This window comes from Binatus sp. (SeqCode), assembly GCF_049584895.1.
In the GTDB taxonomy this organism is placed as follows: Bacteria; Desulfobacterota; Binatia; order Binatales; family Binataceae; genus Binatus.
This window is the reverse complement of record NZ_JBAUYR010000122.1, coordinates 16703-29575: the sequence shown is the minus strand read 5'-3', so window position 1 is coordinate 29575 and position 12873 is coordinate 16703. Positions and strand designations below refer to the sequence as shown.

The window sequence follows — 12873 nt, the reverse complement described above, 5'->3', positions numbered from 1 at the left end:
GCCATACACTGCGCTCGAAGAATGGATTGCGGATCGGCTGACGTCGGACGAGCAGGGGCGTATCAGCGAGTTTGCGGTTGGGCCGTTGAACGATGAGGTCGTTGACGAAACGCAGAAAGTTTCGAGCGAGCTCGATAAATGCCGCGCGATCGCCAACGACTATGTCGTTGTGCTCGAGCGGCGCCGACGCGCGCGCGAAGTCGGACGACTTCGCGGGAGTGGAGCCGACGTGTCGGCGGCGCAGGCGGTGATCGCGCTCAGGCGCGAGGGCCGTGGCGCATAAGCGGATGCATCGTATCGTTTTGAGCGAATGTTTGGTCGTTTAGCCCTTAAGTCTGCTGTGCGAACTTGCTACCATGATAAGCGCCTGATGCATTTCAGAGGGCCCATAGCTCAGCCAGGTTCAGAGCTGCCGGCTCATAACCGGCTGGTCCCAGGTTCAAATCCTGGTGGGCCCATACCATTCGTGTCCGCGCCTCTGAGTGCGGGCGCTCTTATGATCCCGAAACAAACACTGAAAAAAGAAACTTTGCGCGCCGCGCACAAGATTAGTGGAGGTACGACTTGCGTGAAGAGATAACCCGGCTGATGGACCTCCAGGTCATCGACCGGCAGCTGCAAGAGTTGGAGCAATCGCTGAGCTCGATTGCCGGGCGCGTCGACCAACTTCGGGTTGAGAACCAGGGCAACCAGGCTGAGCTCGATCGCCTCTCCGAACAAGATAAAGAAATAACCGCGGCCCGCAAAAAGGCCGAGCGTGAACTGGCCGAAGGCGAAGTTCGAATCCGCAACAAGCGGATGCGGCTGACGCTGGTCCGCAATGACAAGGAACTGCAGGCGCTGACCCATGAGATCGAGTCGTTGAAGGAGACCAATCAGCGGCTCGAGACCGAGCTGCTGACCTCGATGGAAGGCGCGGATGTGCGGACGGCGCGAATCAAGGAGCTGACTGAGGCGATCGCGAAGGGCAAGGTCGATCTCACGGCGGCGGAAAAAGAAATCGCGGCGGAAGTCGAGCAGCTCAAGGGTAACATCGCCAAACATCGAAAGGCGCGAGACAAGATCGCCGAGAATATCGATGCCAGCCTGCTGTCGCGCTACCAGATGATTTTCAGTCGTCGCGCGGGCGTCGCGGTTGCGAAGGCTACCGGAGGAACGTGCCAGGGATGCAGGATGCGTCTGCCGCCGCAGCTGTACAACGAGATCCAGAAGCATCTGCAGATCCACTTTTGCCCGAACTGTCAGCGGGTGCTGTATTACGAGGAGCCGGCGGAGAAGGCGAGCTCGTAGGGGTAGGCCCGAGCACCTATCGAATGTGGGCTGACGGAATAGATTCCGTCCTACGTAGGACGAAATTTATTTCGTCGTTCTTCGCCGAAGGCTGTCCAGTGATCCCGATCCCGAGTCAGCGTGAACACTGCAGGCATCGGGATTGATTCCCAGAAATCGTAGCCGACGTTTGGCATGAATGCGTGCAGCGCGAGCGCGATCAGATTGCCGTGGCTCGCGAGGATCACGGCCGGTTGAGTGGCGCGACGCGATCGTGTCGAGCACCCGCACAACTCTCGTCTGCGCAACGCGGCAGGTTTCTCCACCAGGTGGCGCGTAGTCGAAATCTTCCCACGAGCGCTTGAGATGCGCTTGCCAGTCGGGCGATTCAGCAATCGACAGAATCCGCTCGCGGAGGTCGTCGACCGTCGCGATCGCGAGTCCGCAATCGGCTCGATGGTCTGGCGCGCGCGAAGGTAAGGACTCGAGTAGGCGGCGTCGATGCGCCTCGACGTGTGAATCTCGCGCGCAGTTGCTCAGCGTCGCGGATTCCTTTCGCCGTGAGCGGACGCGTGAATTCGGCGAAGCCGTGAGTTCCGGGCGCCACGGGCTCGGCATGTCGTACCAACAGGACCGTCAGCGCGTCGCGATCAGGCACAGTCGATCGTCAACGCGTGAGCACGGAGCGGAAGCGGACTTTGCCGGTTATCATGCGGTCGTAGGCTTGATCCACCTGGTCGATTGGGAATGTTTCGATCATCGCGCGGACGCCGGTGTTGGCGGCGAATTTGAGGGTATCCTCGGAGTCCTTCGAGGTTCCCGACGGCCATCCGATGATCGAGCGTTGTGCGCCGATCAGTTGAAACGAGGAGACGGCGAAGGGCTCCGCGCTCACGCCAACAAGGACCAATTTTCCCTGGACGCCCAAGCCGTCGATCAGCGGGCCGAACGATTTCGCGTCGGGCGCGGTCGCGAGGATCGCAGCGGCGCCACCTTCTTTCGTCAACTCGGCGGCGACGTCCTGCCGGGCGGTGTCGAGGTAGCGCCGCGCGCCGAGCTTCAGCGCCAGCGACTGCTTGTCCTCGCCGCGGCCGATCGCGACTACATCGTAACCAAACTTGGCCGCGAACTGGACGCCCAGATGCCCGAGTCCGCCGATGCCCTGGATGGCGACCAGGTCGCCGGGTCCCGCGCCGCTGTGCCGGAGCGCGTTGAAGGTGGTGATACCAGCGCACATCAACGGCGCCGCCTCCTCGGGGCGCAACGCGTCCGGGATATGCGCGAGCGCCTCGACCGGCGCAATCACGTGTGGGGCGTAGCCGCCGTCGTAGCTGATCCCGGGGATCTTCAGAAAGCGGCAATTAACAAAATCGCCGCGCCGGCACGGATCGCATCGAAAGCAGTTTCCGCCGTGCCATCCGACGCCGACTCGATCGCCCACTTTCCAATCAGCGATACCTTCGCCGACCGCCTCGAGCGTCCCGGCAATTTCGTGTCCGGGTGATCGCGGAAAGGTGACTCCCGGCCACACGCCGTCTTTGGTAAGCGAGTCGCTATGACAGATTCCGCACGCCTTCACCTTGATCCGGACCTGTCCGCGCGCGGGCTCGGCGATTTTCTCGTCAACGAGTTTAAAAGGACCTTTTGGTGTTTCGACTCGAATGGATTTCATGGTTGCTCTCCATAGAAGTTTTCGAGTGGAGCTTCCAGCATTACCCCCGAATCATTCTTGAGTCACGGCAATCATTCTGTTTTTTGTGTCATTCAGAGCGAAGCGAAGAATCCCGGAAAGACTGCCCACTTCCACACTGCTGCCGGGATTCTTCGCCGCGGCGGCTATGAATGACACATACGGCGAGCGGAGTACCGCCCGAAAAGATGCTACTCTCACAGCGCCGGAGTGAGTCGGGCGATCGCTTCACTTAAATGGGAAGAGGAAAGTCCGGGCTCCGCAGGGCAGGATGGCCGCTAACGGCGGCGCGGGGCGACTCGCGGAAAGTGGCACAGAAAATACACCGCCCGAAAGGGTAAGGGTGAAATGGTGGGGTAAGAGCCCACCGGCGCACGAGTGATCGCGCGCGCATGCCAAACCCCATCCGGAGCAAGACCAAATAGGAGGCTGAGCGGCCCGCTCTTAAGGCCTCGGGTATGGTCGCATGAGCCGGCGAGCAATCGACGGCCTAGAGGAATGATCGCCGCCCGCAAGGGCACAGAACCCGGCTTACAGACTCACTCCGGTTCTTTCAGGGTACGTTCAATTTGCGGGCATCGTGCATGCTGCGTGCGGCGGATTCCAGGGGCTTTAGAATTGATGTGCCGGAGGTTAGATAGCTTGCGACTCGGGAGAGGGCGGCTAAGTCGCGGACCCCTGTTTCGATTTCCGGGGCGATTGCGAGCTTCACTCCTTTCGGGAGTTCGTGTGCGAAGGCGGCGACTCGTCTGATGTCGTCGAGGGTGCGGTCGCGATACGCCTCGAAGTGACGGACCAGGCGACCGAAACCGTTGGCGTCGGCGCCGTCTTTCGCGAGCGACGATCGCAACTCAGAAATTTCAGCGAGGTGACTCAGCGGATCGGTTGAATCCGCGACTGCGGACCAGGTGCGCTCATCGAGGAAGCGATTGATTACGATTGCGGAAAGTTTGAGTCCCTCCGCCTCCATCTGGGTGAGCAGTTCGCGCGCTTGCCGGATGCGGTCGGGCTCGGCCGTCGTGACCATCACGAACTTTACCGCCGGCGAATGCAGCAGCGCTTCGGTCTTCTGCAGGCGGTCGATGATACCGTCCATGCTCTCGGCCATCGCGGCGAAAAAGTCGGTGATGGTCGAGAGCACGTTGCTGCCGGCGAAGCGCTCGATCTCGCGCACCACAAATCGCGCTGCGTTGCTGGCGACCTTCATCGCGATCCTGCTGGCGGAGAGTGACGGGGTGAAAAGCCATCGCGCAGTGCGTGAATCGAGCAGGCGAATCAGCCGCGCGGGGGTTTGCAGGAACTCGAAGGAATGCGACGCGGGCGGAGTGTCGACGACTTCAAGCTCGAACGCTCCTGTTTGATGCAGATCGTAAAGGCGCTGGAGCGCGGCGAAAGCTTCGGAGCCGGCGAACTCGGCGGTCAGGCTTTTGTAGAAGGGATTGTCGAAGACTTTGCGACGCGTCGCCGGATCGGCGACGAAGCGCTCGACGATCGCGTCCCACGCGCCCGACACGTCGAGCATCATCGCGGACAACTGGAGATACGGATCGAGTCCGGCGGCCGCGAGCTGCCGCGCCCCGATTCGGGTCGGCTGTCCACCGAGGCGCGCGAGGCCGAGCGCGTCGCGCAGGCGCTTTGACGGATCCACGGTAATCACCGCGGTGTTGAGATTGGCGGATGCGCCCGCCAGCGCGAGCGCGGCGGCAATCGTGGTCTTACCGACGCCGCCGGTGCCGAGCAGAATCGGAATCGAGCCCTTGGTGAGCAGGTCTTTCAAAGCCAGCCCACGATACCAGAATTCCTCCCGCTGCAGTCCTTGTGTCATTCAGAGCGAAGCGAAGAATCCCGGATTTCTGCTGACACCGCACGCAGCCCCCGGGATTCTTCGCCGCAGCGGCTCTGAATGACACAAAGAATCCAGCATGGAAGAGGCAAGAAGCCAGCGCAACTGCCGGCAGACTCTGACTCGGTGAGCGGCGGCTCGCCCAGCGGGCGACCCCTACTTCACGCCGAGCAGATCGACGTCGAAAATCAGCGTGGCGTTCGGTGGGATGACGCCGCCGGCGCCGCTCGCGCCATAGCCGAGGTCCGGCGGAATGATCAGCGTGCGCTTGCCGCCGACATGCATCGTGGCGACGCCTTCGTCCCAGCCCTTGATTACCTGGCCCTGGCCGATCGTGAACGAAAACGGCTGGTTGCGATCGAGCGAGCTGTCGAATTTCTGGCCCTTCTTGCCGTCGACGAACAGCCAGCCGGTGTAATTGACCGTCACGGTCTGGCCGGCCTGCGGGACGGGTCCGGTACCCTTCGTGACGTCGATGATGCGCAAGCCGCTTGGCGTGGTGACCTCGTTGGCGGCAAAGGCGGACCGGATAGCCAGGGGCGCTGCGGCGAGCGCAAGAAGGATCGTGGACAGGAAGAGACTCTTGGACATAGGACCTCGTGATCTGAATGCTAGGATTCTCAACGGTCGGCATCCGCCGTTCCGATGAGGCGAGACAGTAGCATCATCGAGGTCAGTGCGGGAGAGGCTGCCATCCCGGCGCTGCGGCCAGTGCTCCAGCGAATAATGGAAGGCTAGCGAGCTTCCTACAATCCCCCGTCGCACCGAGCTGACAACCGCTGTCATCGCATCGCGCTAAACCTCTGGACAGCTAATCGACGCTGCCGCCTTCGAAGGTTACAATCTTCGGCGGATGGCGTGGAGGTGGATTGATGGAGTCGGAAATCGTTGTGGTCGCGTTGGTTGTTTTGAGCGTCCTCTCGATTGCGGGGATTCTGATCGTACTCCGCAAGCTGCGATCACTTCCTGCAAATGATTCGTTCGCACAATTGGCCGAGCGGCTTGATTCGGTCGCGCGAACTCTCGATGAAAAATTGACGCAGACGCGCACCGACCTCGCCGGACGGCTTCAGCAGGCGCAGGGCGATCTCAGCCTGGCGACCGCCGATCGTTTGTCGAAGGAGTTCGTCAATCTCAACGCGGCGCTGGAACAGCATCTCTCGGCGGGGCGGCAGGAGCAGGCGAATTCGCTCAAGCTGGAGATTTCGGCGCTGACCACACAGACCAAGGAGAGCATCGAGGCGATTCGCGGGGACGTCGGCGAGAAGCTGGCGGCGATCACCAATACCGTGCAGGTCAAGCTGGATCAGAATATCAAGGACGGCTTCGCGCAGTTCGAAAAAGTTCAGAATCATCTCAATGAAGCGCAGGAGCAGTTGAAAAATCTCGGCGTGATTGGCGCGTCGATCAATGACCTGAACAACCTGCTTAAAATGCCTCATCTGCGGGGACGATTTGGCGAGCAGGGGCTCGAGCGGCTGCTCGAGGATTTTCTGCCGCGTCACATGTACGACTTGCAGGCGTCGCCGGGCGGCGAAGGCTCGGGGCGCGTCGATGCGCTGATCAAGTTTCCGGACCGGGTGCTGCCCATCGATGCGAAGTTTCCGCGCGAGCAGGTGCTTGCGCTGTTCGAGACCAACGATCCGCAAGCGCTTGATCAGGCGCGCGTCGAATTCGAGCGGGTGATGAAGGAGCAGGCGAAGCGAATCGCTGGATATATTCGGCCCGAGGCGGGCACGACCGATATGGCGCTGATGTATCTGCCGAGCGAAACGCTCTACATGGAAGCGGTGCTGAACGCGGAGCTGAGCGATTGGCTCAACAAGCGGCGGGTGTATCCGGTTTCGCCGAACACGCTGATCGTGACGCTGCAGTCGATCCAGATGGTTTTCAAAATGTACGAATACGCGAAGGGGCACGAGCGCGCGACCGAGGAATTGAAGAAGGCGCAGAATGCGTTCGGGCATTTCGAGAATCAGTTCGAGACGCTGGGGAAGTCGTTGTCGAAGGCGCAGGACGCGTTCGAAGTCGCGAAGGGGCATCTGACGCGGTATCGCAATCGGGTGACGAATTTGACGGGCGAGCCGGCGCCGGAATTGGAGTTTCCGCCGCCGCCGACGAATTTGAGGGAGATCGCGTAAGGAGCGCTGCGCGATTTCGGAACCGGTACCGGCTTCGCTTACGCGAAGCTGTCCGAGGTCCTTCCTCCCCTCGCGTTGCTCAGGTCGTCAGGATGACACGTCGGGCTCGCATTGCTCGCTCGGAAGGACATCCGAGGCTCGCGTTGCTCGCTTCGTCGGGAGAACAACTATTCTGATTCTTGATCGGACGGGGGCGGTGGCTTCAGTTGGCTGCGCTCTTTGCCCGCGACGATCCATCGCTCGACTTCGTGGCGCTCGCGTTTCAGGAAGCCGGCGATGGCGCGTTTCAGGTCGGGATTCGAGACGTAGTGGATGCTTCGCGTTAATGCCGGGTCGAAGCCGCGCAGCCATTTGTATTCGCCGCCGGCGCCCGGCTCGTAGCGCTGAATGCCGTGCAGGATCGAGTGCTCGATGCCGGCGTAGTAGCATACGTTGAAGTGCAGAAAGCGGAACTCGCGGAAGCATCCCCAGTAACGGCCGTACATCACGTTGGCCTTCGCGAGATTGACGGCGCCGGCGATCAGTTCGCGGCCTGAATACGCGCCGATGAAAACCATGTTGCGCTTGAAGGTCTTGCGGATGAGGTCGAAAAAATCCGGGGTTAGATACTGGCGGCCCCAGTAAAGCTTCTCGATGGTCGAACAGTAGATTCGGTACATGTCGGCGAAGGTCTTGTCGGGAATTTCCTCGCCCGCCGTCACGCGGACGTGGACGCCCTGTTCGTCGAGCGCGGCGCGTTCGTGGCGGACCGCAGTGCGGCGCTTGTGCTTCAGCCGATTCAGGTAGTCGTCGAAGGTCGTGAACCCGGCGTTGTGCCAATGGTACTGATAGCCAAGGCGTTCCATGAAGCCGATCGGCGCGAGCGCGGCGGCCTCGTCGGGCTCGCAGAAGTTCACGTGCACGCTCGAGAGCTTGTTGTCCTCGCAGATCGATGTGAGCGCGAGGCCGAGCAGATTTATGAGGCCCCCGCGATCAGTACCCGGAGCGGTGAGAAATCGACGTCCCGTATGCGGCGTGAACGGCACCCCGACCACAATTTTCGGGAAGTAGCGCAGCCCGGCGCGCTCGGCGGCGTCGGCCCATCCGTGATCGAACACGAACTCGCCCATGCTGTGAGTCTTCAGATAGAGCGGGCATGCGGCGACGATTTGTTTTTTGGGACCCTGGCGAACAATCAGATGATAGGGCGCCCATCCCGTGTCGCGCGCGGCCGAGCCCGAATTCTCCATCGCGCGCAGCCAATCCCATTCGACGAATGGCGAGTCGTCGGGGGCGAGCAATCCGTCCCACGCGTCGCGCGAAATTTTGTCGATTCCCTCGACAATTGCAACATCGAGTCTTGGCGCAGCTTCATTCACGGCAAAGTTCCAATTCCTTCGCGATCAACAGTGAGAGTCAAAATATCAGACTTATCGCAACCGAACCGATTTATCCGGATGCTCTCTAGGCATCGGCGGATTTGTTATTATATTTATCAGACGGGGCGAGGCGCTCCGAGCGAAAGAGGTGTGATGGCGGATTTCGTGCGCAAAATCTCGGCGCGAATCACCGACGGTGACGGCGACGGCCGCTCCGGCGACGGCGACATCGTTACCGAGCGGAAGACCCGCACCAAATCGAAGACCGCCAAGCCGCCGCTCTACAAAGTGATTTTGCTCAACGACGATTACACTCCGATGGAGTTTGTCGTCGAAGTTTTGAAAGCCGTATTTCACAAACCGCATGCGGATGCGACGCGAATCATGCTGCACGTGCATCAGAACGGCATGGGCGTGGCGGGCGTGTATCCATTCGAAGTCGCGGAGACCAAGACCAACACGGTCGAGGAGCTGGCGCGGCAGGCCGAGTATCCGCTGAAATGCGTGATGGAAAAGGAGTGACAGGTAGTAGCATCGATGGCTTCATCGAATAACAACATTATGATCAGTCGCGAATTGCAGGTAACGCTACAACTCGCGATGACCGAGGCCGTCAACCGGCGGCACGAGTTCGTGTGTCTCGAGCATCTGCTGTTTGCGATGCTGCATGACGTGACGACGACCACGATTCTAAAAAGCTGCGGCGCGGATCTGGATGCCCTGCGGCGCAAGCTCGCGCATTACCTCGACGAGCAGGTCGAGCGGATGCCCAAGGGCGAGGAGGTCTCGCCGCGCTACGCGATCGGAGTGCAGCGTGCGCTGCAGCGGGCGGCGTTGCATGTGCAATCGGCGGGACGGCAGGAAATCACCGGCGGCAACGTGCTGGTCGCGATGTTCCACGAAACCGAATCGCCGGCGATTTTCTTTCTGCAAGAGCAGGGCGTCACGCGTTTCGACGTGATCAATTTTATTTCGCATGGTGTGTCGAAAGCGGGGGCCGAAGACGACGAGGACGGCGACGAATCAGACAACAAGGATTCAGTCGAGCGCGACGGGCATGAGCATGAAGGCGGCGACGAAGACGGCGAACGCAAGATGTCGCCGTCGAAAGCGCTCAACACATACGCGATCAATCTTGCGAAGCGCGCGGCGGACGGAAAAATCGATCCTCTGGTCGGCCGCAAGAAAGAACTCGAGCGCGCGGTGCACGTGCTGCTGCGCCGGCGCAAGAACAATCCGGTGTTCGTCGGCGAGGCTGGAGTGGGCAAGACCGCACTGGCCGAGGGACTCGCGCTCGCGATTCACAACAAGGATGTGCCCCAGGCGCTTTTGGGCGTCGAGATATACGCGCTCGACATGGGCGCGCTGCTGGCGGGCACGCGCTTCCGCGGCGACTTCGAGCAGCGGCTGAAGGCCGTCATCAAGGCGGTGGTCGGCGACTCGAAGCGAATTTTGTTTATCGACGAGATACACACGATCGTCGGTGCAGGAGCGGCGTCGGGCGGGACGATGGATGCGTCGAACCTGCTGAAGCCGGCGCTCGCGTCGGGCGATCTGCGATGCATCGGATCGACCACCTACCAGGAATACAAGCGATCGTTCGACAAGGACAAGGCGCTCGCGCGGCGCTTCCAGCGAATCGACGTGGTCGAGCCGACGCAGGACGAGGCGGTGCAGATTCTCAACGGCATCAAGTCGTATTACGAGAAGCATCACAACGTCCGCTACACGAATTCCGCGATCAGATTGTCGGTCGAGTTGTCGGCGCGATACGTCAATGATCGGTTCCTGCCGGACAAGGCTATCGACGTGATGGACGAGGCTGGTGTCGCGGGACATCTTCGCGGCACGGGCACGACCGAGCCAGTGACGGTCGGCACGCGCGACGTCGAGCGGACGATCGCGCGGATGGCGAAGATTCCGGAGCGCACGGTGTCGGCGACCGATCGCGGACGCCTGCAAACGCTCGACGAAGATATGAAGCAGGCGGTATTCGGACAGGACGAGGCGATTAACTCGGTCGCTCGAGCGATCAAGCTCGCGCGCTCAGGCCTGAGCCATCCGGACAAGCCGGTCGGCGCGTTCCTGTTTGCGGGGCCGACGGGCGTTGGCAAGACCGAAGTCGCGCGGCAGCTGGCGAAGGTGATGGGCGTCGAGTTCATCCGCTTCGACATGAGCGAGTACATGGAGCGGCACACGGTGTCGCGCTTGATTGGCGCGCCGCCGGGATATGTCGGCTTCGATCAGGGTGGATTGCTGACAGACTCGATCAACAAGACGCCGCACTGCGTGCTGTTACTCGACGAGATCGAAAAAGCGCATCCCGATTTGTTCAACATCCTGTTGCAAGTGATGGATCACGCGACGCTCACCGACAACAACGGGCGCAAGGCGGATTTCCGCAACGTGATCCTGGTGATGACGACCAACGCCGGCGCGCAGGAACTGTCGCGTGCAATGATCGGATTCCATGGCGGATTGGGGCAGGGTGATTCGAAGAACGTGCTCGAGCGGATGTTCTCGCCGGAATTCAGAAACCGCCTGTCGGCGACGATCCACTTTGAGCCGCTCAGTCCGGAGACGATGGTGCGCGTGGTCGACAAGTTCATCGCGGAGTTGCAAGAGCGCCTCGACAAGCAAAAGGTCACGCTGACGGTGACGCCGGCGGCGAAAAAATGGCTCGCGGAACACGGTCACGATCCCCGCTTCGGCGCACGTCCGCTGGGAAGGTTGATCGAAAACGAGATCGCGCGCGAGCTCGCGGATCAGGTGCTGTTCGGCAAGCTGACCAAAGGCGGCAAGGCGACCGCAGACCTCGACGGCGACAAGCTGGCGTTCTCATACGAGCCGAATCAGGCGCGGCAACCAGCGCCGGTCGCATGAGCTAGCGGCTGCGACCAATTCACGAAGTTAGCAAGGGAGGCAATATGCGAAACGGTTTGTATAGGGTTCATTTCCAGACTCCGCGCGGAGGCGGTGCCGGGGTGGTCGCGCTCCAAGACGGCAAGATCAGCGGTGGCGACTCGCGCATATACTACACGGGGACTTACTCAGAGAGCGGTGTCCAATTCACAGCTCAAGTAAAGACCGATGCTCACACGCCTACACCCGGTATGGTTTCAGTGTTTGGCGTAGATCGCGTAAACATTACTCTCAAAGGAACATCTACAGGTGATTCAGCGCAATTGACCGGGACTGCCGCTGAAGCGCCCGGGCTCAGTTTTCAAGCGACACTGACGAGGATCGCAGACTAGGCTGGGAGGTTTCCTGAAAACTGGTTTCGAACCGTACGGATCAGACTATTCTGAAGGTTTGACTAAGTCAGAATGACAAGCTCCCGCCGTGTTTCTAAAACTTAGGCCATCAATCTAAAACCAGTCGCGTAACGTAAGCCTAAGCCGGACAACCTCATCTGGAGCCATCGAAGAGCAATGAGCAATCGGTGCTCGAAGAGTATTCAGACTGGACATGATCTTGTTGAAGGCGCCCTGGCTGTTGAACGTATCACTGAACACTTGCCAGTTACTTCGTACGATCTCGCCTAATTCTCCAAAAGTCGTGTAGTCCAAAGCGTCAGTTGATAGCGTCGTGACGCCAGAATCTAGCTCGCGTTTCATATTTGCGGCTGCGTTCTGCTTGACTGCGCTCGGAACGATTTCTGGCGAGGTCTTATTCCACCAGTCAACGCCGTGCGAAGCTTCCAACGTCGTCTTGATGAGTTCACGCGTCGACAACTCGAGGCAGTAGAATACCTCGTAGTGCTCCGCCATCTGTGAAGCCTCACTTCGGACCTTATCCTCGAACTGTGGAAAGTACTCTCCATCCTTGTCGTCAGCGCTTTCAATCGGCCGACCCAAATCTACAGAAAATTGTTTTTCTACGGCGTCCAGAGCACCCTCAATCATGAGACTTGTCATGCCGAAGAGGCGAATGGCATCTAGACATTTCATTTTCTGAGCAGATTCTCTCGCAAGCTTTTAAATATAGCGTTGAATATCTTTATGTCATCGCTCTTCGGTAGATTTAAGTAGATGGTATACGAGAGATTCAATTGCGATACTTCGTCATTCTGTCGATCACCGTTCGATTGATCAGCATCGTCCGAATCGTCTTGATCCTTACCTGATTCAGTCACTGGCTCGCTTTCGAAGTCTGCCAAAGACCTAAGGGCCTCGAAGCTACTCGTAACTGACCTTAGGGTTGCGTTTCCTTTGTCTACCCCAGTGACCTCCATCAAAAGTCCTTCAAGTTGAGTGCGGTCTAGCTTGTACGCATATTCGTTTCGATCGAATAGAGCAGAATATCCTTTGCGGATCGCTTCCGCCATTGCCGCTTTCGAATTGCTCGGATTCCTGAACTGCTTGTACAGATCGGTGGGAACACCGTCGCCGTTAAGCAAGCCGAGTCTCTTCGCGAACGGTATGAAAGGCCTGTAGCTTCCACCTTTAAAACCGAGATTAGTCGACAAAAAGTCTAGTGTGAATCTCGGTGGTGTCTTGGCTTCCGTAATTTTGGTTAGTATTTTCTTAATGCTCCCGTACGCATTCATGAACGGCGGAAAGTCTGCCATCT

General features: G+C 59.5%; 12 protein-coding genes, 1 tRNA gene and 1 other RNA gene. 7 read left to right on the top strand and 7 right to left on the bottom strand.

Annotation, left to right across the window (positions count from 1 at the left end; translation table 11 throughout):
• From WB650_RS21120 to WB650_RS21110, 3 genes are all read left to right on the top strand, one after another.
• Window positions 1-283 (top strand): hypothetical protein (locus tag WB650_RS21120; RefSeq protein ID WP_423961923.1); only part of this gene is annotated, 283 nt, incomplete at its 5' end.
• A gap of 99 nt (window positions 284-382) precedes the next feature.
• Window positions 383-458 (top strand) — tRNA-Ile (locus WB650_RS21115).
• 106 nt (window positions 459-564) lie between these two features.
• A complete protein-coding gene (locus tag WB650_RS21110) occupies window positions 565-1290 on the top strand; it encodes a zinc ribbon domain-containing protein (RefSeq protein ID WP_422303370.1) in 726 nt (241 codons plus the stop codon).
• 50 nt (window positions 1291-1340) lie between these two features.
• Here the strand turns inward: WB650_RS21110 and WB650_RS21105 are convergent, their stop codons facing one another.
• On the bottom strand, window positions 1341-1595 hold the full coding sequence (locus WB650_RS21105; protein WP_422303371.1) for a hypothetical protein: 255 nt from the start codon (window positions 1593-1595) through the stop codon (window positions 1341-1343).
• A gap of 341 nt (window positions 1596-1936) precedes the next feature.
• A complete protein-coding gene (locus WB650_RS21100) occupies window positions 1937-2941 on the bottom strand; it encodes an alcohol dehydrogenase (RefSeq protein WP_422303372.1) in 1005 nt (334 codons plus the stop codon).
• Window positions 2942-3166: 225 nt separating this feature from the next.
• Here WB650_RS21100 and rnpB point away from each other — a divergent pair.
• An RNA gene (gene rnpB / locus WB650_RS21095) (RNase P RNA component class A) lies at window positions 3167-3509 on the top strand.
• A gap of 3 nt (window positions 3510-3512) precedes the next feature.
• Here the strand turns inward: rnpB and WB650_RS21090 are convergent.
• Entirely contained in the window at window positions 3513-4784 is a 1272-nt protein-coding gene (locus tag WB650_RS21090) for an ArsA family ATPase (protein WP_422300701.1), read from the bottom strand.
• Between the two features lie 174 nt (window positions 4785-4958).
• Window positions 4959-5393, bottom strand: coding sequence for an FKBP-type peptidyl-prolyl cis-trans isomerase (locus WB650_RS21085; protein WP_422302213.1), 435 nt, complete (start codon window positions 5391-5393; stop codon window positions 4959-4961).
• 281 nt (window positions 5394-5674) lie between these two features.
• Here WB650_RS21085 and WB650_RS21080 point away from each other — a divergent pair, with 281 nt between their 5' ends.
• Entirely contained in the window at window positions 5675-6943 is a 1269-nt protein-coding gene (locus WB650_RS21080) for a DNA recombination protein RmuC (RefSeq protein WP_422302211.1), read from the top strand.
• 167 nt (window positions 6944-7110) lie between these two features.
• On the opposite strand, the gene WB650_RS21075 is transcribed toward WB650_RS21080, so the two are convergent.
• The gene (locus WB650_RS21075) at window positions 7111-8301 is read right to left on the bottom strand and encodes a GNAT family N-acetyltransferase (protein WP_423961919.1); all 1191 of its coding nucleotides are present in this window, start codon (window positions 8299-8301) and stop codon (window positions 7111-7113) included.
• A 153-nt stretch (window positions 8302-8454) separates the two neighbouring features.
• Here WB650_RS21075 and clpS point away from each other — a divergent pair, with 153 nt between their 5' ends.
• Together clpS and clpA are read left to right on the top strand one after the other, a co-directional pair.
• Complete coding sequence (clpS, locus tag WB650_RS21070; protein WP_422302459.1) at window positions 8455-8823, top strand: ATP-dependent Clp protease adapter ClpS; 369 nt, start codon at window positions 8455-8457, stop codon at window positions 8821-8823.
• A 15-nt stretch (window positions 8824-8838) separates the two neighbouring features.
• On the top strand, window positions 8839-11184 hold the full coding sequence (gene clpA / locus WB650_RS21065) for an ATP-dependent Clp protease ATP-binding subunit ClpA (protein ID WP_422302461.1): 2346 nt from the start codon (window positions 8839-8841) through the stop codon (window positions 11182-11184).
• Window positions 11185-11669: 485 nt separating this feature from the next.
• Here clpA and WB650_RS21060 read toward each other — a convergent pair whose 3' ends face one another.
• Entirely contained in the window at window positions 11670-12251 is a 582-nt protein-coding gene (locus tag WB650_RS21060) for a Swt1 family HEPN domain-containing protein (RefSeq protein ID WP_423961917.1), read from the bottom strand.
• Window positions 12248-12871, bottom strand: a complete 624-nt coding sequence (locus WB650_RS21055; protein ID WP_422302464.1) for a DUF5343 domain-containing protein — start codon at window positions 12869-12871, stop codon at window positions 12248-12250. Before WB650_RS21055 ends, WB650_RS21060 begins: the two co-directional genes overlap by 4 nt.
• Window positions 12872-12873: the final 2 nt, after the last annotated feature.

What these genes read in the sequence shown, in the direction of transcription:
- WB650_RS21100 (WP_422303372.1), bottom strand. Translation starts at nt 2,941, where the DNA reads ATGAAATCCATTCGAGTCGAAACACCAAAAGGTCCTTTTAAACTCGTT.
- WB650_RS21090 (WP_422300701.1), bottom strand. Translation starts at nt 4,784, where the DNA reads ATGACACAAGGACTGCAGCGGGAGGAATTCTGGTATCGTGGGCTGGCT.
- WB650_RS21085 (WP_422302213.1), bottom strand. Translation starts at nt 5,393, where the DNA reads ATGTCCAAGAGTCTCTTCCTGTCCACGATCCTTCTTGCGCTCGCCGCA.
- WB650_RS21080 (WP_422302211.1), top strand. Translation starts at nt 5,675, where the DNA reads ATGGAGTCGGAAATCGTTGTGGTCGCGTTGGTTGTTTTGAGCGTCCTC.
- clpS (WP_422302459.1), top strand. Translation starts at nt 8,455, where the DNA reads ATGGCGGATTTCGTGCGCAAAATCTCGGCGCGAATCACCGACGGTGAC.
- clpA (WP_422302461.1), top strand. Translation starts at nt 8,839, where the DNA reads ATGGCTTCATCGAATAACAACATTATGATCAGTCGCGAATTGCAGGTA.
- WB650_RS21060 (WP_423961917.1), bottom strand. Translation starts at nt 12,251, where the DNA reads ATGAAATGTCTAGATGCCATTCGCCTCTTCGGCATGACAAGTCTCATG.
- WB650_RS21055 (WP_422302464.1), bottom strand. Translation starts at nt 12,871, where the DNA reads ATGGCAGACTTTCCGCCGTTCATGAATGCGTACGGGAGCATTAAGAAA.